Origin of the sequence: Pseudomonas cerasi (assembly GCF_027983475.1) — a bacterium.
GTDB lineage: Bacteria > Pseudomonadota > Gammaproteobacteria > Pseudomonadales > Pseudomonadaceae > Aquipseudomonas > Aquipseudomonas cerasi.
In genome coordinates this window covers 723,941-745,499 of sequence record NZ_JAQJVM010000002.1, presented here as the reverse complement: position 1 = coordinate 745,499, position 21,559 = coordinate 723,941, and the positions used below count along the sequence as shown (strand labels likewise).

Genomic DNA, 21,559 nt, shown 5'->3' with positions numbered 1-21,559 from the left:
GAACGCCCTGTTTCCTGGGGTCAGCCCTCGATCCCCAGCATGTCGCGCACCAGCGCTTCAGCCACCCGAATGCCGTCCACGCCAGCCGAGAGAATCCCGCCCGCATAGCCAGCGCCTTCACCGGCCGGGTAAAGGCCTTTGGTGTTCAGGCTTTGCAGCGCCGGCCCGCGGGTAATGCGCAGCGGTGCCGAGGTACGGGTTTCGATGCCGGTCAGCACGGCGTCGTGCAGCGAGAAGCCTTTGATCTGCTTGTCGAACGCAGGCAACGCTTCGCGAATAGCTTCAATGGCAAAGGCGGGCAGGGCCTCGGCAAGGTCCACCAGCTTCACGCCCGGCTTGTAGGACGGTTCAACACTGCCCAGAGCGGTCGAGGCCCTGCCTGCAATGAAGTCGCCGACCAGTTGCGCCGGAGCCTCGTAGCTGCTGCCGCCGAGCAGATACGCGTGGGATTCCAGACGCTCCTGCAACTCGATACCGGCCAGCGGGCTGCCAGGGTAGTCCTGTTCCGGCGAGATACCGACCACGATGCCCGAGTTGGCATTGCGCTCGTTGCGTGAGTATTGGCTCATGCCGTTGGTGACCACTCGGCCGGGCTCTGATGTGGCTGCCACGACCGTGCCGCCAGGGCACATGCAGAAGCTGTAGACCGAGCGGCCGTTGCTGGCGTGGTGCACCAGTTTGTAATCGGCTGCGCCGAGCTTCGGGTGACCGGCATATTTGCCCAGTCGCGCGCGGTCGATCAACGATTGCGGGTGTTCGATGCGGAAGCCCACCGAGAACGGCTTGGCTTCCATGAACACGCCACGGCCGTGCAGCATGCGGAAGGTGTCACGGGCACTGTGGCCCAGCGCCAGAATCACGTGCCGGGACTCGATCTGCTCGCCGCTGTCGAGCTGCACGCCCAGCAATTGGCCATCCTCGATCATCACGTCGGTCACGCGCTGCTGAAAGCGCACTTCGCCGCCCAGTGCTTCGATCTGATGGCGCATGTTCTCGACCACGCCCGTCAGGCGGAACGTGCCGATATGCGGCTTGCTGACATAGAGGATTTCTTCCGGCGCGCCGGCCTTCACGAACTCGTGCAGCACCTTGCGGCCAATGAATTTCGGGTCCTTGATCTGGCTGTAAAGCTTGCCGTCGGAAAAGGTCCCGGCACCGCCCTCGCCAAACTGCACGTTGGATTCGGGGTTGAGCACGTTTTTGCGCCACAGTGCCCAGGTGTCCTTGGTGCGCTGGCGAACTTCGGTGCCGCGCTCGAGGATGATCGGCTTGAAGCCCATCTGCGCCAGCAGCAGCCCGGCAAAAATGCCGCAGGGTCCGAAACCCACGACGATCGGACGCTCTGTCAGGCCCTCGGGAGCGTGACCGACGACTTTGTAGCTGACATCAGGTGCCGGGCCGACGTGGCGGTCATTGGCCAGCTTGCGCAACAGTGCCTCTTCATCCTTGACCTGGAAGTCGATGGTGTAGATGAAGCACAGCTCGGAAGACTTTTTGCGCGCGTCGTAACTGCGTTTGAAGAGGGTAAAGTCCAGCAGTTCGCCGCTGTCGATACCCAGGTGCTTCAAGAGCGCAACGCGCAGGTCTTCTTCCGGATGATCTATCGGCAGCTTGAGTTCGGTGATTCGTAACATTAAGGGGTCCAGTTTTCGGGCCGCAGGTTCAGCCCGACAGCACTACAAGAACCGGCGATTATAAGCGCTGAACCCCTTTGGCGGCGAGCCTGGGCGATCAGTCGTCGCGCGAACCGCCGTAATAACCGCAGCCACGCTGGGCCTGGCCGTTGATGCGCAGCTCTGCGGTGAGGTGTTGCACCGAGCCGTCGACGCTGTCGACGCAGCGCTGTGGCGCGACCCAGATCTCGATGCGCTGGTTGTTGGCTTCACTGCTGATGCTGAAACTGCCGTCCGGCAGCTTCTCTTCCACGTAGGGCAACGCCAGTGGGGCAACGCCCTCGCGCTCCAGAACCATGCCCTTGCCGCTGACATTGACGTTCCAGGCGGGTTTGTTGCCATTGACGTGCAATGTCAGGCGTTTGAAATTGAGGTCTTCACAGGCCTGGCCGGGACGTTCGACGCGGTACAACTGATGCAGGTCCAGCTGTCCGTCACTGTTGGCCGCCTTGCTCGCAGCAAAACTGCCGCGCAGATCGGCAAACACCGTGCCCTTGCTGTCCGCCAGCGAGGCCGCTTCCTGCAGAATACCGGTGTTGCCGCGATCCTTGACCACGTAGCGACGCTGCTCGTTACACGGCTTGAACAGCAGCTGGCCGTTTTCTCCGGTCAGGTCGCCCTGCATACGGAGCATGCCCGCCGTGGAAACCTTCGGTTCCTCGGCCTGTTTACCGAGCAACTGACACCCGGCAAACAGCGGTAGAAGAGCAAATACGAGGACGGAACGGGCAGCGAACATGATGTGGTCTCCAGACAAGTGCCGCCACGTTACTCAGACTGGAGGTGCATCACAAGGGTCGGGATGCTTATCGCGCGAGCAGTGGCTTTGACTATCGTTCAGGTTTGACGCTGACAGTAGGAGCGAACGTGTTCGCGAAAGGGCCGTTTTGTTCGACGAAAATACATCGTTTAAACGAACGCCTTCGCGAACAAGCGAAGCGTCACCCGATTCGCTCCTGCAAAACCGTTTCGGCCTATAGGGGCATGGCGTGCGCTTACCCGCCCAGATACGCGTCCCGCACTTTCGGATCGACCAGCAGTTCTTCGCCTGTGCCTTGCATGACCACGCGGCCGTTTTCCAGTACGTAGGCGCGGTCGGCGACTTTCAGGGCCTGGTTGGCGTTCTGTTCGACCAGAAACACCGTCACGCCATCGCGGCGCAGCTGTTCGACGATCTCGAAAATCTGCTGGATGATGATCGGCGCCAGACCCAGCGAAGGCTCGTCCAGCAACAACAGCTTGGGCTTGCTCATCAGCGCACGGCCAATGGCCAGCATCTGCTGCTCGCCACCGGACATGGTGCCGCCGCGCTGATTGAAGCGTTCCTTGAGGCGTGGAAAGAGCTGCAGGACCTTGTTCATCTGCTCCTGATAATCAGCCTTTTCCGTGAAGAAGCCGCCCATCGCCAGGTTCTCTTCAACGGTCAGACGCGCAAACACCCGACGGCCTTCCGGCACCACGGCAATGCTCTTGCGCATGATGATCGACGACTCCAGCCCGACCAGTTCCTCGCCCATATAGCGAATACTGCCGCTGTGGGCGCGTGGTGAGCCGCACAGGGTCATCAACAGGGTGGACTTGCCGGCACCGTTGGCACCGATCAGGGTGACAATTTCACCCTGACGCACTTCCACGTTGACGCTGTGCAGCGCCTGGATCTTGCCGTAGAAGGTGGAAACGTTTTCGAACTGCAGCATTTACGCTTCCCCCAGGTAGGCTTTGATCACATCGGGATTGTCACGAATCTGTTCCGGAGTGCCATCGGCCAGAGGCGTGCCCTGATTGATCACCACGATGTGGTCGGAAATGCTCATTACCAGTTTCATGTCGTGCTCGATCAACAGGACCGTAGCGTTGTGCTCGCTGCGCAACACGCCGATCAGCGCTTTCAGATCATCGGTTTCTCTGGGGTTCAGACCCGCCGCCGGTTCGTCGAGCATCAGAATGCGCGGGCGCGTCATCATGCAGCGGGCGATTTCCAGGCGGCGTTGCTGACCGTAGGCCAGCGTCCCGGCAGGGCGGTTGGCGAACTCCCGGAGGTTGACCGCCTCAAGCCAGTGCTCGGCGTAGTCCATGGCTTCACGTTCGCTGCGGCGGAACGCGGGCGTCTTGAACAGGCCGGACAGGAAGTTGGTGTTCAAATGCCGGTGCTGGGCAACCAGCAGGTTTTCCACGGCAGTCATTTCCTTGAACAGGCGCACGTTCTGGAACGTTCGCACCACGCCCTTGCGCGCGATCTGATGGCCAGCCAGGCCCTGGATCGGCTCACCGTCCAGCAGAATCGTGCCCGCGCTTGGCCGGTAGAAACCGGTCAGGCAATTGAAAACTGTCGTCTTGCCGGCGCCATTGGGGCCGATCATCGATACGACCTGCCCCTGATTGACGGTCAGGGCAACGCCATTGACCGCCAGCAGGCCGCCAAAACGCATGCTCAAGCCAGTGGCTTGCAGTAATGGGCGGCTCATTTCGACTGCTCCGCTTTCAATTTCATTTCGGGGCGCTGCATCGGCAGGAAGCCTTGTGGGCGCCAGATCATCATCAGCACCATCAGCGCGCCGAACATCAGCATGCGGTAGTCACTGAACTCACGCATCAGCTCGGGCAACAGGATCATCACGATGGCTGCCAGGATCACACCCAATTGCGAGCCCATGCCACCCAGCACGACGATGGCCAGGATGATTGCCGACTCGATGAAGGTGAACGATTCCGGGGTGATCAGGCCCTGACGTGCGGCAAAGAAGCTGCCTGCGAAACCTGCGAACGCAGCGCCAAGGGTGAACGCCGAGAGCTTGATCACGGTCGGGTTCAGACCCAGTGCACGGCAGGCGATTTCGTCTTCGCGCAAGGCTTCCCAGGCCCGGCCGATCGGCATGCGCAGCAGGCGATTGATGACGAACAACGCCGCCAGTGCCAGCAGCAGGGCGATCAGGTAGAGGAAGATGACCTTGTTGATCGAGTTGTACGGCAGGCCGAAGAACTCATGGAAGGTCTGCATGCCCTCAGCGGCCTTGCGCTCGAAGGTCAGACCGAAGAGGGTCGGCTTTTCGATGTTGCTGATGCCGTTCGGGCCGCCGGTGATATCGGTCAGGTTACGCAGGAAGATACGGATAATCTCGCCGAAGCCCAGCGTCACGATAGCCAGATAGTCGCCGCGCAGACGCAACACCGGAAAGCCCAGCAGGAATCCGAACAGCGCCGCCATCAACCCCGCGATCGGCAGGCAGATCCAGAAACCGAGTCCATAGTAGTGCGACAGCAGGGCATAGCTGTAGGCGCCGACCGCATAGAAACCGACATAGCCCAGGTCAAGCAGACCTGCCAGGCCGACTACGATGTTCAGACCGAGGCCGAGCATCACGTAGATCAGGATCAGCGTGGCAATGTCCACCGCACCGCGCGACCCGAAAAATGGCCAGATGAACGCAAGCACGATGAGCGCCGCAAGGCCCCAGCGCTGGGTTTTCGGCTGGGTCAGGAAGTCGCTGGTCTTTTGCGGGATCAGCGGCTTGTCGGAGCCGCGACGCAGGCCGCTGATCTGCTCGGCAAACAACACGCGCAGAAACAGCAGGACCGAACACACGGCAATGATGGTCAGGGTCAGCGGGCTGGCGTTCTGCACTTGCAGGGTGACGCCGGAAAAGGCCAGTTTCAGACCGAACACCGGATAGGCCACGGCCCAGACCAGTGCGGCGCTGAACAGCGCCTGTTTGAAGGACTTGCTCATACTTTCTCAACCTCCGGACGACCCAGAATGCCGGTCGGTCGGAACAGCAGCACCAGGACCAGCAGGCCGAAAGCCACCACGTCCTTGTACTGATCACCAAAAATGTCGGCGCCGAAGGCTTCGGCGACGCCCAGCACCAGGCCACCGAGCACGGCACCCGGGATCGAACCGATACCGCCCAGTACCGCAGCCGTGAAGGCTTTCAGGCCGACGAGGAAGCCGGCGTTGGGGTTGATCACGCCGTATTGCATGCTCAGCAGCATGGCGGCGACAGCGGCCAGTGCCGCACCGACCACGAAGGTCAGGGCGATGATGTTGTTGGTGTTGATGCCCAGCAGATTGGCCATCTTCATGTCCTCGGCGCAGGCGCGGCAGGCGCGGCCCATTCGCGAGCGGGAAATGAACAGGGTCAGGCCGGTCATGGCCACCAGGGTGACGACGAACACCACGATCTGCATGTAGGAAATCAGCACTTCCTCTGCGCCACCGGGCCCGAACGAGAGGCTGCCGGGTAGCAGGTTGGGGATGGCGAAGTTGCCCGAACCCTGGGAAAGCTGGACCGAGTTCTGCAGAAAGATCGACATGCCGATGGCAGAAATCAGTGGAATCAGACGGTTGCTGTTGCGCAACGGACGGTAGGCCACACGCTCGATGCTGTATCCATAGGCACTGGTCACGATGATCGCAGCGGCAAAACCGGCAATCATCAGCAACGGCAGGCTGTGAATCCCCAGCATCGCCAGGCCGGCGAGTGCCATGAAAGCTACATAGGAACCGATCATGTACACCTCGCCATGGGCGAAGTTGATCATTCCGATGATGCCGTACACCATCGTGTAACCGATGGCGATCAATGCATACGTACTGCCAATGGTCAGGCCATTGACCAGCTGCTGCATGTAGTGGAATAACTCGGGCATTTACCGCGCTCCTAAAAACCTGATCTGCATTTCTCTGACCTGCGCCGGGGTGGCATTCTGTGGATGCGTAGCCTGTTGCGCTGCCAGGGAACCGCTGTTGACGGTTTTAAGATTTTCAGGGGGCCTCGTGCACGCCGTTCGGGTCGCCGAAACGTGCGTACGGGCCTGGATTCGTAAAACAAAGCCCACTGCGCTGGCAGTGGGCTTTGAGGGTTGATGCAAGCAGCTTATTTGGCGGCTTCGGTCTTGGGTTTGCCGAAGTGCCACTCGTAGACCACGAACTGGAAGTTCTTCAGGTCACCTTTTTCGTCGTAGCTCAGCTCGCCCATTGGCGTCTTGAAGGTACCGGCATGGATGGCAGCGGCCACCTTGGCGGTGTCTTCGGACTTGGCGGCCGCGATGCCGTCAGCAATGACCTGCACGGCGGAGTAGGACGGGTACACGAACGGGCCGCTCGGATCCTGGCTCTTGGCCTTGAAGGCTTCGGTCAGCGCCTGGTTGGCCGGGTCCTGGTCGAAGGATTTTGGCAGGGTGACCAGCAGGCCTTCCGAAGCATCGCCCGCGATTTGCGAGATCGACTCGTTGCCGACGCCTTCAGGGCCCATGAATTTGGCGTTCAGGCCTTTTTCCTTGGACTGACGCAGGATCTGGCCCAGCTCAGGGTGGTAGCCGCCGTAGTAGACGAAGTCGACGTTGGCCTGCTTGAGCTTGGCGATCAGCGACGAGAAGTCCTTGTCGCCAGCGTTAATGCCCTCGAACAAGGCAACCTTGACGCCTTTTTTCTCCAGCGTCTGCTTGACGGCTGTCGCGATACCTTCACCGTACTGCTGCTTGTCGTGGATGACTGCAACGATTTTCGGCTTGGCGACGTCGGCAATGTAGTTGCCAGCGGCCGGACCCTGGGCGCTGTCGAGACCGATGGTGCGGAACACCAGTTTGTAGCCGCGCGCGGTGATTTCCGGGCTGGTGGCAGCCGGGGTCACCATGATGATGCCTTCATCTTCGTAAACGTCGGACGCTGGCTGAGCGGAGCTGGAGCAGAGGTGGCCGACCACGTATTTAACGCCGTCGTTGACCACTTTGTTGGCGACCGCAACGGCCTGTTTCGGATCGCAGGCATCATCGTATTCGACGGCTTCGAGCTTTTTGCCATCCACGCCGCCTTTGGCGTTGATCTGCTCGATGGCCATCTTGGCGCCATTGAACTGCATGGTGCCGTATTCGGCGACAGGGCCGGTCTTGGGGCCGGCAATGCCGATCTTGATGGTGTCAGCTGCGAACGAATGGCTGGCAACCCCCGCCATAACCAGTGCGGCAAACAGCCTTGAAAGCTTATTGGTACCCTTAGTCATGATGCTCCACTCTTGCGTTGTAGTTTTTATAATCCTGATGGCCAAGGCTCCAGGACCGATTCGATCACCGGTTGTCCCACGCCGCCAACTGTACCGGAACAGTTTAGAGCGCGGTTCGCTGGCTTGGAAAGCCGGGCGTCTGGGGACAAACCTGTGGGTGTCGCTTAATCGAAAGAAAGTTACAGAATCGAACCGCTTGAGTGCCTGAAATCACTTCAGATCCATAAGGTTATCTGCACTTCCCTGCGATAAATCGCCTGCTTCTGGGCTTGCCGGTGGGAAAGTCGGCGGTATGATTGCGCCGATTTTCTTTTTGGTGAAACCCATGACGCAAGAACCTAGCACCCTCTATGCCAAACTGCTTGGCGAAACGGCCTCAATCACCTGGACTGAATTGCAACCATTCTTTGCCAAGGGTGCCCTGTTGTGGGTCGAGTTGCCTCTGGATTTGATCGAAGTCGCCGAGGCAGTGGCCGAAAATGATGCAGCCAGGGTGTCTGCGTGGCTGGCGGAGGGGCGGGTTGGCAAGGTGTCTGAAACCAAGGCGCTTGAGCTGGTGGAGACAGATCCGCTGCTCTGGGCTGTGGTAGTGGCACCTTGGGTTTTGATTCAAAATAGGGCGCAGGATTGATTTGCGCACCAGTCAGGTGCCTTGCGGTTTTCCGGAGTGAGTGGGAAGGTAACTCTTCGGCAGCCCGCGTAGCGTAAAACCACACCGTTAAGGTGGCGGTTTCTGCAGGCTGCACTGTTTCTTTTGACGATGGAGCCTTGCGCTGCTCCTTCAGGTACGAACAGGTCTGGGACTGGCGAAGTCGTCATTTTCAGGCAGTTCGGCAAACACATCCGGAATGTCTGGTGTTTCGCTGTCTTGCCCCTGGCTGTGCTGTTGTGGCAGGGCAGACCAGCGGGTCGTGGGCTCGCGCTGGTTCATCTGTCTGGCAAGAGGCAGGATGCGCTCCAGCGGCTGGGGCCTGTTGAACAGATAACCCTGTACGTAATCACTGCCAAACTGCCTGAGAAACTCCAGTTGATCCTGGGTCTCGACGCCTTCGGTCACGACTTTCAAGCGCAGCGTATGCGCCATGACAAGGATTGCCTGAACGATTTCCATGTCCTGCGGGGACTGGGGGATGTCGATAATGAACGATCGGTCGATCTTCAACGTGTCCAGCGGCAGCCGCTTGAGATAGGCGAGCGACGAGTAACCGGTGCCGAAGTCGTCGATCGACAGGGAAACACCCAGGCTGCGAATGTGTTTGAGCATCAGGATAGTGTTGCTGATGTTGCCCATCAGGGCATTTTCGGTCACTTCCAGTTCCAGCCGTCCAGGCGCTGCGTCAGCATCGGCCAGCGCCCGCTCAACCTCTTCGACCAATTCGTTGCGGCCCAGCGTCAGCGCTGAGCAGTTGACGGAGATGATCAGCTGTTCCAGCCCTTCCTGATGCAGAGTGCGCAAGTCGTGACAGGCGCGGCGCAGCACCCAGTTATCCAGTTCGGCAATCAGGCCGTTGGCCTCGGCGATGCCGATGAAGCGTGCGGGCACCAGCAAGCCGTGCTGCGGATGATTCCAGCGTACCAGCGCCTCGAGCTTGGCAACGTGGCCGGTGCGCATGTCGACGATAGGTTGGTAATACACCTGCAGCCCCGTTCCCTCGCGCAGGGCATTGCGCAGTTCTTCTTCCAGTTGCAGCTCCAGACTGGCCTTGGTCTTGAGGGCCGGATTGAAGAAATTGACGCCGTTGCGCCCTTTGTCCTTTGACTGGTACAGCGCGAGGTCTGCGTGCTTGAGCAACTCATCGCAGGTCTCACCGTCACGCGGGAATACGGCAATGCCGATGCTGGTGGTCATGACCATGCGCCTTCCTACCAGCGCGATGGTCTCCTTCATCTTTTGCATGACCCGATGAGCCAGATGGCGGGCCTCTTCGTAGTCCGGAATGCTCAGCAGGATGCAAAATTCATCGCCGCCGAAACGCGCCACCACGTCCTGGGTACGGGTAGCACTGCGGATACGCTCGGCGATCACCTTGAGCAGCTCGTCACCCGCATCATGGCCCAGGCTGTCGTTGATGCGCTTGAAGTGGTCGATGTCCAGAAACATCACCGCAAGCATGCCTTTGTTGAAGATATGCTCCTGCAGCTTCTCGGCGAAGATCTGATTGAACCCGCGGCGGTTGATCAGGTTGGTCAGCGGGTCGTAATGCGCAACCTGCTGAAGCGAAACGCGTGCCTGATCCAGCTGGGTAAGCAGTGCATTGACCCGCTGCAGATCATGCTCCTTGCCTTGCAGTTTCTTGTCGGCCATTGCCGCGCTGATGCTGCCGGCGATGGTCAGCAGGGCGATGGCCGCGATGGTAAGCCCCAGTTGCTGGCTGTTTTCAGTGCTGGGGACGTGCAGCTCAATGCCTTCGGGTATCACCAGCCGCAGCGCCTTCATGCCCATCAGGTGCATGGTCAGCAGGCCTGCGCCCAGCAGAAGGCTGACCGCATAACGGAACATCTGATGAAACATGCCGTGGTACTGGCGCAAGTGCCGGGACAGGGTCAGCAGCGCAATGCTGGAAAGAACCGCGACCAGGATCGACAGGGCGAACATCCGCGGCTCGTAGTACTGCGTAGCGGTAGAGCGCATGGCTGACATGCCGAGGTAATGCATGACGCTGATGCCGATCCCCATCACCACCGCGCTGGTCAGGCAGCGTCTCAGGGTCAGCTCCGGGATGGTCAGCGCCCGCATGGCCACCAGTGCGGTAACCAGTACGATCAGCAGGGAAATCAGCGTGATGGAAAGGTCATAAGTGATTTTGAGCGGCGCCTGGAACGCCAGCATGCTGATGAAGTGCATCGCCCACACGCCACCGGCCAGGCATAACGCGCCCAGCGCCTTCCAGAGGCGACGGCTTTTAAGGGCGTCGACCTGGATGACACGGTCCGCAATGTCCAGCGTGGCAAAGCACGCAGCACAGGCCACGCCGTAAGCCAGCGCGACCAGAAACAGGTTGTGACTGCAGTCGATCAATAATTGCACGTCCGCTGGTGGGCCAGCGAATACGTTCAAACCCAGCCAATCCATAGCTTGCCCTTATCTCACTGCAAGGCCGCCAAGGCCGAAAGCCTGGCGTTCAAAGCTGAGTATAGAAGCTGTTTACAACCTGCAAATGCACGAGGTGCCAATTTGGCATCAAAGTGATGGCTGGCGTGTTTGGTGCTTATTGTTTAGAGGACGCAGAGCGTCCGGAAAGGCATGCCTACGCGGAGCATGGGCACGATAGGGGTTGTTGCGGATATCGCGGAGCAGGGGCGTGGTTACGGGACACATCGTTCCTCACGCTCCAGCGTGGGAATGCCTTTCATGACGCTCCGCGTCATAGCGTGAGCAAGAGCGTCATGCCCATGCGGGGCATGGGCATGACGGGCGGGTGTGTGACCAGCCCTCAGCCTGCGACCAGTACCCGGATCGCTTCCAGACGCAGGGCCGCTTTTTCAAGCATGGCCAGACCCTGTTCACGTTGCGTGCGCAGAGCCACCAGTTCACTGTCGCGCACGGTTGGGTTGACCGCTTGCAATGCCGTCAGGCGGGCCAGTTCTTCTTCGGTGTCGGCTGCCAGGCGACGCTGAGCTTCGGCGACGCGCTCTGCGTGTTTCGGCGTGATTTTCTCTTCGCCCGCGTTGATCCTCGGGGTCAGTTGGTCGCGTTGTGCCTGGATGAACTTGTTGGCGCTGGCACGGGGCACGCTTTCGAGCTGATCGTTGAGCGTATTGAACGACACACGGCTGGCCAGATCGTTGCCATTGGGGTCAAGCAGGCAGCGCAGCGCAGCAGGCGGCAGATAACGCCCCAGTTGCAGCGAGCGAGGCGCAACCACTTCGCTGACGTAGATCAGTTCGAGCAGAACGGTGCCCGGCTTGAGCGCCTTGTTCTTGATCAGTGCCACGGCGGTGTTGCCCATCGAGCCGGACAGCACCAGATCCATGCCGCCTTGCACCATCGGGTGCTCCCAGGTGATGAACTGCATGTCCTCGCGGGACAGCGCCTGATTACGGTCGTAGGTGATGGTCACGCCTTCGTCGTCGCCCAGCGGGAAGCTGGCGTCGAGCATCTTTTCACTCGGCTTGAGGATCAGGGCGTTTTCCGAGTGGTCCTCGCTGTCGATGCCAAAGGCGTCGAACAGGGTTTCCATGTAGATCGGCAGGCTGAACTGATCGTCCTGGTCGAGGATCGCTTCGACCAGCGCTTCGCCTTCGCCTGCGCCGCCGGAATTGAGTTCCAGCAAACGGTCGCGACCGGTATGCAGTTCGCTTTCCAGGCGCTCGCGTTCGCTGCGGGCTTCATCGATCAGGGTTTGCCACTCGTCGTCATCACCGCTTTCCAGCAACGGCAGCAGGCGCGGGCCGAACTGATGCTGCAGGGCGTTGCCGGTCGGGCAAGTGTTGAGGAATGCATTGAGCGCTTCGTGATACCACTGGAATAGGCGGGCCTGCGGACTGGTTTCCAGGAACGGGACATGCAGCTCGATGGTGTGCTTCTGGCCGATCCGGTCCAGACGCCCGATACGCTGCTCCAGCAAGTCCGGGTGCGACGGCAGATCGAACAGGACCAGATGGTGGGAGAACTGGAAGTTGCGGCCTTCGCTGCCGATTTCCGAACAGATCAGCACCTGGGCGCCGAACTCTTCGTCTGCAAAGTAGGCCGCGGCTCGGTCGCGCTCGAGGATGTTCATGCCTTCGTGGAAAACCGTGGCGGGGATACCGGAACGCACACGCAGCGCGTCTTCCAGGTCCATGGCGGTTTCGGCATGGGCACAGATGACCAGCACCTTGACGCGCTTAAGCATTTTCAGGGTATCGATCAGCCAGTCGACGCGTGGATCAAAGCGCCACCAGCGCTCTTCCTCGCTGACTTCCGACTGCGACTGGAAGCTGACTTCAGGGTAAAGATCGGCGTGCTCGCCGACCGGCAGTTCGAGGTATTCGACAGGGCAGGGCAGCGGGTATTGATGCAGCTTGCGCTCCGGGAAGCCCTGCACGGCGGCACGGGTGTTGCGGAACAGCACGCGGCCGGTGCCATGACGGTCCAGCAGTTCGCGAATCAGACGCGATTTGGCTTCTTCGTCGCCGGTATTCACCGAGGCCAGCAGCGAATCGCCTTCGGCACCCAGGAAGCCGTGAATGGTTTCCTGCGCCTCGGCAGACAGCTTGCCCTTGTCGAGCAGCTCCTGAACGGCCTGAGCCACCGGGCGATAGTTCTCGCTCTCGGCGCGGAAGGCCTTGAGGTCGTGGAAACGGTTCGGGTCCAGCAGGCGCAGACGGGCAAAGTGGCTGTCCTGGCCCAGTTGTTCCGGCGTCGCGGTCAGCAGCAGTACGCCGGCAATGACTTCGGCCAGTTGTTCGACCAGCGAATATTCGCGGCTGGCCTTGTCTTCGTGCCAGACCAGGTGGTGCGCTTCGTCAACCACCATCAGGTCCCAGCCTGCCGCAAACAGGGCGTCCTGGGCTTTTTCGTCTTCGACCAGCCATTCCAGGGCGACCAGTGCGAGCTGGGTGTCTTCGAACGGGTTGCCGGCATCGCTTTCCATGAAGCGCTCGGCGTCGAACAGCGCGACCTGCAGATTGAAGCGGCGACGCATTTCCACCAGCCACTGGTGCTGGAGGTTTTCCGGGACCAGAATCAGCACGCGGCTGGCGCGGCCCGACAGCAGTTGGCGATGGATGACCAGACCGGCTTCGATGGTTTTGCCCAGACCCACTTCGTCGGCCAGCAGAACGCGCGGCGCGATACGGTCCGCGACTTCGCGAGCGATGTGCAACTGGTGGGCGATAGGCTGTGCCCGCACGCCACCCAGGCCCCACAGGGAGGACTGCAATTGGCGGCTGGTGTGTTCGAGCGTGTTGTAGCGCAGCGAGAACCATGACAACTGGTCGATCTGGCCGGCAAACAGACGGTCGGTCGCCAGGCGGAACTGGATAAAGTTCGACAGCTGGGTTTCCGGCAGCGTGACCAGTTCGTTCTGCGCGTTCAGGCCGTGGTAGACCAGCAGACCATCGACATCGTCGACTTCGCGAACGGTCATTTTCCAGTTTTCGAAGTGCGTGATCACGTCGCCAGGGGAGAAGCGCACGCGGGTCAGCGGCGCATTACGCAGTGCGTACTGACGTGTTTCGCCAGTGGCCGGATAGAGCACGGTCAACAAGCGGCCGTCCTGTGCCAGAACGGTGCCCAAACCCAGCTCGGCTTCGCTGTCACTAATCCAGCGTTGCCCCGGTTGATACTGCTGCGCCATGCTGCCTGTCTCCCGCTTGAAAAAGCTGAGTATGTTAACGGAACACGCTCCGAAGGCCAAAGGCAGCGTGAAAAAACTCATGGTCAGCGCCGGAACCTATCGAATTTTTGGTTCCATGACACTTATTTCACTGAGAGGGGTCAAAAAAGATCTTATAAACCACCACTGGCTCTTTCAGCCCGGTTCAAGTTGCCTCGTGCACGGCCGAAACCCCGGTAAGAGGAGATAAAACCATGCTGCAACCTATGCTTCCGTTAAGTGTGGTGCCTGTGACATCACAGCTGGATCCGGCCAAGCGCATGCCGGACATTCCACCTGTAGCGCCGGTACAGGAGAGCTCCAGCGAGACCTCCATCGACCTGCGCAATGAAGATACTGAACGCAGCGCGTTGCTGTTGCGTGAAGAGCAACAGCGCCAGCAGCAACAGCAGCAGGCTCATGGCGGCGGAGAAGCCGAGGAATACGTCGGGCTGGTCGTCCCGGGTGATTCGCTGAACGCCGACAACACCGTACCCGTTGTACCGCTCATCGACGACGAGCCGCGCCAGGGGCTTTGGGTGGATATCCAGATCTGATCGCTGCACCGCCCAGGGCTGTACTGGTCACGGGACTGGTCAGGGCCGCTGCGATTGAGCATTATTGGCCCTGATTTCCCGTGTTCGAGAACCGCAAGCCATGAGCGACGATGCACAATTGATCGACCTGGGTGCCGAGCGCGCCAAGCGTATCCACGATCTGAATGACAAGCGCCTCAATGAAGTGCGTAACGCCTTCGAACAGGCGATGCCATTGAGCAGCAAAAAACCGAAGAAAAAGCCCAAAAAACGCTGATCCAGCCGCCACACCCTTGATCTGATCAGTCTGGTTCAGTAACAGCTGATCTGGATCAACTCGCCGTTATGTTCGCTGCCTTAATCTTGTTCCATCGAATGCGTTGTGGGCGGACACGCGCCTGCATGCATTCAATGAGCACGCAAGGCACTTGGGGCGACTTCGGTCGCCCTTTTTTTCTTCTGCATGCCACGCCCTGCATCGAACGCCGGGCGCTATCAGCTCACGGTTTTGGCACCGGCATTGGCCAAGTCATAGGCTCTGGCGGCTTCGGCGGTCTTGATGTCGCGCTGATAGCTCGGCGTCCAGGCGGTCACCAGTGACTTCTGGGTGAAGCTGACATTGCTGCCGATGTCCTTGAAGTGCGCATCGCCATAGTCATCCAGCACGCCGGAGTTGCTGGCCTTGTTGGAAACATCCACGCCTTTTGCGAAATAGTTGGCCTGCGAGAGGATGGTCGCATCCCCCGTCGCGGTGAAGCCAAGATGGAAGTTGTCGATCGAGTTGTTGTAAACGTCAAAGTCGCCATGCCGCATCAGGCCGGGTGCCCGAACATCCAGGTTGCTGAACACATTGTTGGCGATGGTCATGCGCGGGTAACCCTTGTACTCGGCCTTGGCTTGAGCGGAGTCGTCCGGCTGACCGAGAATCACGCCATATTCGTTGTTCTGGAATTTCGAGTTGGTCAGACTGACGTTGTCTGCCGTCCCGCCGACATAAAGCAGTTTGTCCAGGCCTTTGGCGTTCTGATCCTTGGTGCCTGAATAGGTGTTGTGATCGATCCAGTATTTCTGACCGCTGCTGATGAACATCTGCATGTCACCGTTTTCGCGATAACGGCTGTCGTGGTCGAAGTTCAGATTCTGGAAGATGTCATTGCTGGCGGTCTTGCCGCTGGCCAGGTAGATGTTGTGCAGGCTGTTGCCCTTGTCGGTACCTAGCAGGGTCTTGTTGGCGCCAAAGTTGATGGTCACCTTGCTGTCGGCAGACAGGTTGGCCCCCAGTTTGACGGTACGGGCTTTGTCGTCCTCCATGTACTTCTTGAGGTCCGCTACGGTATTGACCGTGACGACTTCGCCACCATTACCGCCGGTGGTATTCGCCTGTTTGGCGAAGCCGACCATTCCGGACATGTCGGCCCCAGGACCGTTGCCCGCTCGGTGCGCGGGTTGCGCCACTTTTTCTGTGGTCTCAGATCTGTCTGTGGCGGTTGGCAACGTTTTGGCGGGCGCAGGCTGATTGGCGGCTGGCGTATTGCCTTGGGCTGACGCCGAAGTGCGCGTCGTATCAGACGGCGCTGCTGTGGCGTTCTTTTGCAGCGAGACCGGTTTGTCGGTCGGATAATCGTTTTTCACCACGAACGGCTTTTCTGTGTTGCCGGACGATGACGGCGACCCTGAAGAGGGGGCTGATGAAGACTGAAGGGAGGTCGGCGCCTGTTCCCGTTCAGACGGCGCAGGTGCCGGTGTCGAGCCGTCCTGCTGATGATGCCCTTGTGATCTGGAAAACAGATCCTTGAGGATGGTGCGAATGGCTTCCACCAGCTTGTTCAGCAACAACTCGACGGGGTTTTCAGTTGCACCCGAGGCTGCGTTTGTAGCGGGCGTTTGCGCCCTGGAGCCAAGGCCATTGAACGACGACTGCAACCCTGTTGCCTGCTGCGGCGGGGCGAAGTCGACCAGTTTGCTGCCATTGCCGGACGTTACCTGAGGTGGCGGACTGTTATCGGCTTGCGGGTTTATGCCCTGGGTTGGTTGCCCGGAGACGGGATAATAATTTCGGGTGATCATATTCATGGGTGATTGCCCCGCCTGCAGGAATGAACGATTCGTGATCCGGATAAGGTAGCGCTGGTTTCCTGAGTGGAAAGCGCAGCCAAAACAGTTCCGAGGGCATCATGAATTTGTGTTCAGGTCAGCAGTGGAGCCCGGGCGCGGCCGCAGGTGCGCGCGCCGGTTCCGGGTATCAGCCGAAAGTGATCTCGGGCAATACGGTCAGGTCGACGGTCTGCTGCTTGCGCGGGGCGAGAATCTCGGCTTCGCCGTCTACAACCAACTCATCGTTCTGATTGAAAACACGGGTGGCGATGCGCACGCGGAATTTCGGCAGTTTTTCCAGGATTTCCAGGCGCACAGTCAGGGTATCGCCCAGTTTCACCGGCTTCTGGAAGGTCATCTGCTGACCGATATAGATGGTGCCGGGGCCAGGCAACTCGCATGCAACCGCCGCACTGATCAGTGCGCCGCTGAACATGCCGTGGGCAATACGCTCCTTGAACATGGTCTTGGAGGCGTATTCGGCGTCCAGGTGGACCGGGTTGTGGTCTCCGGACATGGCGGCGAACAGTTGAATGTCACGCTCTTCCACTGTCTTGCTGTAGCTGGCGGTCTGACCGACTTCAAGAGCTTCGTAAGGCGTGTTGGTGACTTGAGTCATGTGGCTGTCCTGACAATAAAAATGAATTGAAGCGTGCCGGTTCGTGCAATCCGACCTGGCCTTGATTTGTAACACTTGATGACCTGTCGCCGCCAATGCGCAGACAAGATCATTCAGACGCTTGCTGGCGCTTCCCGGATCACATTCAAGGCAAATAATAAGCAAACGCCATGTGAATAAGGCTACTGAGCGATCGGGCAAGTATCTTTACCAGCCCGATTGCCGTGAGCAGTGTATCGCCGACGACAGATTTCAGTCTGAACAGAGACAAGATTCATGCTGCTGATGAGGCCCGGACGATCATTTGCCTGAGACACTTTAACTGCTAACGTCCGCCCAGAACCATGCAGGGAAAAAGGATAAAAATAATGCAAGCTGACTTCTGGGATGACAAGCGTCCGGCGGGTGTCGACGCCGAGGTGGATCTGCAAACCTACCAATCGGTCGTCGAGGTGTTCGAGCGCTGCTGCAGGAAATTCGCCGACCGACCTGCGTTCAGCAACATGGGCGTGACGCTGACCTACGCGGAACTCGAGCGTCACTCCGCCGCCTTCGCCGCGTATCTACAGCAGCATACGCAACTGGTGCCGGGTGATCGCATTGCCGTACAGATGCCCAATATCCTGCAATATCCGATCGCCGTATTCGGTGCGATGCGCGCCGGTCTGACGGTGGTCAACACCAACCCGTTGTACACCGCACGCGAGATGCGCCATCAATTCAAGGACTCTGGTGCCAGAGCGCTGGTTTACCTCAACCTGTTCGGCAAGCTGGTGCAGGAAGTGCTGCCGGACACGGCCATCGAATACCTGATCGAAGTAAAAATGGGCGACATGCAGTCGGCGGCCAAGGGCTGGCTGGTCAATACCATTGTCGACAAGGTCAAGAAGATGGTCCCCGAATTCCATCTGCCTCAGGCCGTCGGCTTCAAGCGCGCGCTGCGCCTGGGGCGCGAGAGCCGCATGCAGGTCGTACCGCGAGGTCTGCAGGATGTTGCCGTTCTGCAATACACTGGTGGCACCACGGGGCTGGCCAAAGGCGCGATGCTCACCCATGGCAATCTGGTCGCCAACATGCAGCAAGTCTATGCCTGCATGCGCCAGCAAGGACCTCAAGGCGGATCGCTGTTTGAAGAGGGCAAGGAGGTGATGATTGCGCCGTTGCCGCTTTATCACATCTATGCGTTCACGGCGAACTGCATGTGCATGATGATCAGCGGCAATCACAACATCCTGATCACCAACCCTCGCGATATCGGCGGCTTCATCAAGGAGCTGGGCAAGTGGCGTTTCACTGCCATGATCGGCCTCAACACGCTGTTCGTGGCGCTCATGAACCACCCGGAATTCAAGAATCTGGATTTCTCGGCGCTGAAAAGCACCAACTCCGGTGGCACTGCACTGGTCAAGGCCACGGCCGAGCGCTGGGCGCAGATCACCGGCTGCACGATCGTCGAAGGTTACGGCCTGACCGAGACGTCGCCTGTCGCCAGCGCCAATCCCTATGGCGCCCTGGCACGCCTGGGAACCGTGGGCATTCCCGTGCCCGGCACCGCGATGAAAGTCATTGATGACGATGGCATCGAGTTGCCTTTCGGCGAGCGTGGCGAGCTGTGTATCAAGGGGCCGCAGGTCATGAAAGGCTACTGGAACCAGCCTGATGCCACGGCCGAATGCCTGGACGCCGAAGGCTGGTTCAAGACCGGTGACATTGCCGTGATTGGCGCTGACGGGTTCGTCAGTATCGTCGACCGCAAGAAAGACTTGATCATCGTGTCCGGTTTCAACGTCTACCCCAACGAAATCGAAGACGTGGTCATGGCCCATCCGAAAGTCGCCAACTGCGCCTGTATCGGCGTGCCGGACGAGCGCTCGGGGGAGGCCGTGAAGCTGTTCGTGGTGGCGCGAGACCCGCAGCTGAGCATTGAAGAGCTCAAGGCCTTCTGCAAAGAGAATTTCACCGGCTACAAGGTGCCCAGACAGATCGTTCTGCGTGATTCATTGCCGATGACTCCGGTGGGCAAGATTCTGCGACGCGAGCTTCGGGACATCGCCTGACCCTTTAATCGTCTCCATGTGTGTACCTGGCCCCGTTTGCAGAACGCTGTAAACGGGGTCGGTTTTTTTCGGAAACAGGCGATTATATTGATTGACCGCTCTGTTCCGGTACTTTCGACGTGATGATGAAAATTTATTAAATGAATTTAAAGTGACTGCTTGTTAGTTTCTGGTCGTATTCGTGACTGTGTGGCCTGCTTCTGCCTCTAGTCGGCCTTTGGCAAAGCTGCTACTCTCGGCGCGCTTTTTGATCAGTCATAAAGCGAAAAAGCGTCTACTGCATAATTCCAAGCACAAGAAAATCATCGCTTCAGGCGATGTGAAGAATTCGCTATCGCTACGGAGCCGACTGAATGATTGATAACTTCTGGAAGGACAAGTACCCGTCCGGTATCCCTGCCGATATCAACCCCGACGAGTACCCTAACGTCCAGGCGGTCCTGAAGCAGTCCTGCCAGCGCTTCGCCGACAAGCCGGCGTTCAGCAACCTGGGCAAGACCATCACCTACGGCGAGCTGTATGAGCTGTCCGGCGCGTTTGCCGCCTGGATTCAGCAACATACCGACCTGCAGCCGGGTGACCGTATCGCCGTGCAGCTACCCAACGTATTGCAGTACCCGATTGCCGTCTTTGGTGCGATTCGCGCCGGGCTGATCGTGGTCAACACCAACCCGCTGTACACCGCGCGGGAAATGGAACACCAGTTCAACGACTCCGGTGCCAAGGCGCTGGTGTGTCTGGCAAACATGGCCCATCTGGCCGAGAAGGTCGTACCCAAGACGCAGATCAGGCAGGTGATTGTCACCGAAGTGGCTGACATGCTGTCGCCGTTCAAGCGCTTGTTGATCAATAGCGTCATCAAGTACGTGAAGAAGATGGTCCCGGCCTATCACTTGCCCAAGGCCATCAAATTCAACGATGTGCTTGGCAAGGGCTGTGGTCAGCCAGTGACCGACGTGTCGCCCGGCAGCGCCGATGTTGCCGTGCTGCAGTACACCGGCGGCACCACCGGGGTGGCCAAGGGGGCAATGCTGACGCACCGCAACCTGATCGCCAACATGCTGCAATGCCGCGCGCTGATGGCGTCAAATCTTGGCGAAGGCTGTGAAATCATCATCACGCCGCTGCCGCTGTATCACATCTATGCCTTCACCTTTCATTGCATGGCGATGATGCTGCTTGGCAATCACAACATCCTGATCAGCAACCCGCGTGACCTGCCGGCCATGGTCAAGGAGCTTTCGAAATGGAAGTTCAGCGGCTTTGTCGGCCTTAACACGCTGTTCGTGGCCCTGTGCAATAACGAAGGCTTCCGCAACCTCGATTTCTCGGCGTTGAAAGTCACCTTGTCCGGTGGCATGGCCCTGCAGCAGGCCGCCGCCGAGCGCTGGAAGCAGGTGACGGGCTGCCAGGTCTGCGAAGGCTATGGCATGACCGAGACCAGCCCGGTGGCCACGGTCAATCCCGCTCAGGACGTGCAGATGGGCAGCATCGGCATTCCCGTACCGTCGACCCTGTGCAAGGTCATCGACGATGCGGGCAACGAACTGGCGTTCGGTGAAACCGGCGAGCTGTGCATCAAGGGGCCGCAGGTCATGAAGGGCTACTGGCAGCGCCAGGAAGCGACCGATGAAATGATCGACAGCGAAGGCTGGCTGAAGACCGGCGACATCGCGATCATTCAGCCTGATGGCTACATCCGGATTGTCGATCGCAAGAAAGACATGATCCTGATCTCCGGTTTCAACGTGTACCCCAACGAACTGGAAGACGTACTGGCGACACTTCCCGGCGTGCTTCAATGCGCGGCCATCGGCGTACCGGACGAGAAATCGGGCGAGACCATCAAGGTTTTCGTGGTGGCCAAACCGGGCGTGACCCTGACCAAGGATAAGGTCATGGAGCACATGCGCGCCAACCTGACCGGCTACAAAGTGCCACGCAGCGTCGAATTCCGCGACGTGCTGCCAACCACCAACGTCGGCAAGATCCTGCGTCGCGAGCTGCGTGACGAGGAATTGAAGAAGCTGGGTGTGAAGAAGTAGGGTGGAGCGTCCAGAACGGCATGCGACGCGGAGCGCCGCACGATAGTTGCGATTATCGTTCCCTACGCTCCAGCGTGGGAATGCAGGTCTCGACGCTCTGCGTCGCAAGAGGACGCAGAGTGTCCGGAACGGCATGCGACGCGGAGCGCTGCACGATAGTTGAGATTATCGTTCCGCACGCTCCAGCGTGGGAATGCAGTTCTCGACGCTCTGCGTCGCAAGAGTACGCGCAGCGTC

16 protein-coding genes and 1 pseudogene are annotated in these 21,559 nt (G+C 59.3%); 5 read left to right on the top strand and 12 right to left on the bottom strand.

The annotated features are described in order from the left end of the window. Positions 1-20: 20 nt before the first annotated feature. From PI739_RS12425 to PI739_RS12390, 8 genes and pseudogenes are all read right to left on the bottom strand, one after another. Positions 21-1,634 carry an NAD(P)/FAD-dependent oxidoreductase gene (locus PI739_RS12425; RefSeq protein WP_003431164.1) on the bottom strand — a complete coding sequence of 538 codons (1,614 nt, stop codon included), beginning with the start codon at positions 1,632-1,634 and terminating at the stop codon, positions 21-23. A gap of 97 nt (positions 1,635-1,731) precedes the next feature. After that, the gene (locus PI739_RS12420) at positions 1,732-2,412 is read right to left on the bottom strand and encodes a COG3650 family protein (protein ID WP_003363504.1); all 681 of its coding nucleotides are present in this window, start codon (positions 2,410-2,412) and stop codon (positions 1,732-1,734) included. A gap of 256 nt (positions 2,413-2,668) precedes the next feature. Further along, positions 2,669-3,370 (bottom strand): ABC transporter ATP-binding protein, encoded by a 702-nt coding sequence (locus tag PI739_RS12415; protein WP_054082131.1) that lies wholly within the window; start codon positions 3,368-3,370, stop codon positions 2,669-2,671. Further along, complete coding sequence (gene livG / locus PI739_RS12410; RefSeq protein WP_003314434.1) at positions 3,371-4,138, bottom strand: high-affinity branched-chain amino acid ABC transporter ATP-binding protein LivG; 768 nt, start codon at positions 4,136-4,138, stop codon at positions 3,371-3,373. After that, positions 4,135-5,400: a high-affinity branched-chain amino acid ABC transporter permease LivM gene (locus PI739_RS12405; protein WP_003363501.1), complete on the bottom strand. Its 1,266-nt coding sequence runs from the start codon at positions 5,398-5,400 to the stop codon at positions 4,135-4,137. Before PI739_RS12405 ends, livG begins: the two co-directional genes overlap by 4 nt. Next, positions 5,397-6,320 (bottom strand): high-affinity branched-chain amino acid ABC transporter permease LivH, encoded by a 924-nt coding sequence (gene livH / locus PI739_RS12400; protein ID WP_003314436.1) that lies wholly within the window; start codon positions 6,318-6,320, stop codon positions 5,397-5,399. Before livH ends, PI739_RS12405 begins: the two co-directional genes overlap by 4 nt. A gap of 227 nt (positions 6,321-6,547) precedes the next feature. Further along, complete coding sequence (locus PI739_RS12395; RefSeq protein ID WP_003431160.1) at positions 6,548-7,672, bottom strand: branched-chain amino acid ABC transporter substrate-binding protein; 1,125 nt, start codon at positions 7,670-7,672, stop codon at positions 6,548-6,550. A 75-nt stretch (positions 7,673-7,747) separates the two neighbouring features. Further along, positions 7,748-7,999: pseudogene (locus PI739_RS12390) on the bottom strand (hypothetical protein); the annotation flags it as partial. Here PI739_RS12390 and PI739_RS12385 point away from each other — a divergent pair. Further along, positions 7,998-8,303, top strand: coding sequence for a DUF2288 domain-containing protein (locus PI739_RS12385; RefSeq protein WP_003393364.1), 306 nt, complete (start codon positions 7,998-8,000; stop codon positions 8,301-8,303). The pseudogene PI739_RS12390 and the gene PI739_RS12385 overlap by 2 nt on opposite strands. Positions 8,304-8,453: 150 nt before the next feature. On the opposite strand, the gene PI739_RS12380 is transcribed toward PI739_RS12385, so the two are convergent. Further along, the gene (locus PI739_RS12380; protein ID WP_271351882.1) at positions 8,454-10,745 is read right to left on the bottom strand and encodes a putative bifunctional diguanylate cyclase/phosphodiesterase; all 2,292 of its coding nucleotides are present in this window, start codon (positions 10,743-10,745) and stop codon (positions 8,454-8,456) included. Between the two features lie 361 nt (positions 10,746-11,106). Continuing rightward, positions 11,107-13,953, bottom strand: coding sequence for an RNA polymerase-associated protein RapA (gene rapA, locus PI739_RS12375; protein WP_003363488.1), 2,847 nt, complete (start codon positions 13,951-13,953; stop codon positions 11,107-11,109). A 233-nt stretch (positions 13,954-14,186) separates the two neighbouring features. Here rapA and PI739_RS12370 point away from each other — a divergent pair, with 233 nt between their 5' ends. Continuing rightward, a complete protein-coding gene (locus tag PI739_RS12370) occupies positions 14,187-14,528 on the top strand; it encodes a hypothetical protein (protein ID WP_003363486.1) in 342 nt (113 codons plus the stop codon). A 100-nt stretch (positions 14,529-14,628) separates the two neighbouring features. Beyond that, on the top strand, positions 14,629-14,784 hold the full coding sequence (locus tag PI739_RS12365; protein WP_002554798.1) for a hypothetical protein: 156 nt from the start codon (positions 14,629-14,631) through the stop codon (positions 14,782-14,784). Between the two features lie 218 nt (positions 14,785-15,002). Here the strand turns inward: PI739_RS12365 and PI739_RS12360 are convergent, their stop codons facing one another. Together PI739_RS12360 and PI739_RS12355 are read right to left on the bottom strand one after the other, a co-directional pair. Next, entirely contained in the window at positions 15,003-16,580 is a 1,578-nt protein-coding gene (locus PI739_RS12360) for a pectate lyase family protein (RefSeq protein WP_054082133.1), read from the bottom strand. Between the two features lie 169 nt (positions 16,581-16,749). After that, complete coding sequence (locus tag PI739_RS12355; protein ID WP_003363482.1) at positions 16,750-17,220, bottom strand: MaoC family dehydratase; 471 nt, start codon at positions 17,218-17,220, stop codon at positions 16,750-16,752. A gap of 368 nt (positions 17,221-17,588) precedes the next feature. On the opposite strand from PI739_RS12355, the gene fadD2 reads away from it, so the two are divergent. After that, positions 17,589-19,277, top strand: a complete 1,689-nt coding sequence (gene fadD2, locus PI739_RS12350) for a long-chain-fatty-acid--CoA ligase FadD2 (protein ID WP_003431152.1) — start codon at positions 17,589-17,591, stop codon at positions 19,275-19,277. 353 nt (positions 19,278-19,630) lie between these two features. Next, positions 19,631-21,322, top strand: coding sequence for a long-chain-fatty-acid--CoA ligase FadD1 (fadD1, locus tag PI739_RS12345; protein WP_054082134.1), 1,692 nt, complete (start codon positions 19,631-19,633; stop codon positions 21,320-21,322). Positions 21,323-21,559: the final 237 nt, after the last annotated feature.

Coding starts and splice junctions, on each gene's coding strand:
- PI739_RS12425 (WP_003431164.1), bottom strand. CDS start 1,634: ATGTTACGAATCACCGAACTCAAGCTGCCGATAGATCATCCGGAAGAA.
- PI739_RS12420 (WP_003363504.1), bottom strand. CDS start 2,412: ATGTTCGCTGCCCGTTCCGTCCTCGTATTTGCTCTTCTACCGCTGTTT.
- PI739_RS12415 (WP_054082131.1), bottom strand. CDS start 3,370: ATGCTGCAGTTCGAAAACGTTTCCACCTTCTACGGCAAGATCCAGGCG.
- livG (WP_003314434.1), bottom strand. CDS start 4,138: ATGAGCCGCCCATTACTGCAAGCCACTGGCTTGAGCATGCGTTTTGGC.
- PI739_RS12405 (WP_003363501.1), bottom strand. CDS start 5,400: ATGAGCAAGTCCTTCAAACAGGCGCTGTTCAGCGCCGCACTGGTCTGG.
- livH (WP_003314436.1), bottom strand. CDS start 6,320: ATGCCCGAGTTATTCCACTACATGCAGCAGCTGGTCAATGGCCTGACC.
- PI739_RS12395 (WP_003431160.1), bottom strand. CDS start 7,672: ATGACTAAGGGTACCAATAAGCTTTCAAGGCTGTTTGCCGCACTGGTT.
- PI739_RS12385 (WP_003393364.1), top strand. CDS start 7,998: ATGACGCAAGAACCTAGCACCCTCTATGCCAAACTGCTTGGCGAAACG.
- PI739_RS12380 (WP_271351882.1), bottom strand. CDS start 10,745: ATGGATTGGCTGGGTTTGAACGTATTCGCTGGCCCACCAGCGGACGTG.
- rapA (WP_003363488.1), bottom strand. CDS start 13,953: ATGGCGCAGCAGTATCAACCGGGGCAACGCTGGATTAGTGACAGCGAA.
- PI739_RS12370 (WP_003363486.1), top strand. CDS start 14,187: ATGCTGCAACCTATGCTTCCGTTAAGTGTGGTGCCTGTGACATCACAG.
- PI739_RS12365 (WP_002554798.1), top strand. CDS start 14,629: ATGAGCGACGATGCACAATTGATCGACCTGGGTGCCGAGCGCGCCAAG.
- PI739_RS12360 (WP_054082133.1), bottom strand. CDS start 16,580: ATGAATATGATCACCCGAAATTATTATCCCGTCTCCGGGCAACCAACC.
- PI739_RS12355 (WP_003363482.1), bottom strand. CDS start 17,220: ATGACTCAAGTCACCAACACGCCTTACGAAGCTCTTGAAGTCGGTCAG.
- fadD2 (WP_003431152.1), top strand. CDS start 17,589: ATGCAAGCTGACTTCTGGGATGACAAGCGTCCGGCGGGTGTCGACGCC.
- fadD1 (WP_054082134.1), top strand. CDS start 19,631: ATGATTGATAACTTCTGGAAGGACAAGTACCCGTCCGGTATCCCTGCC.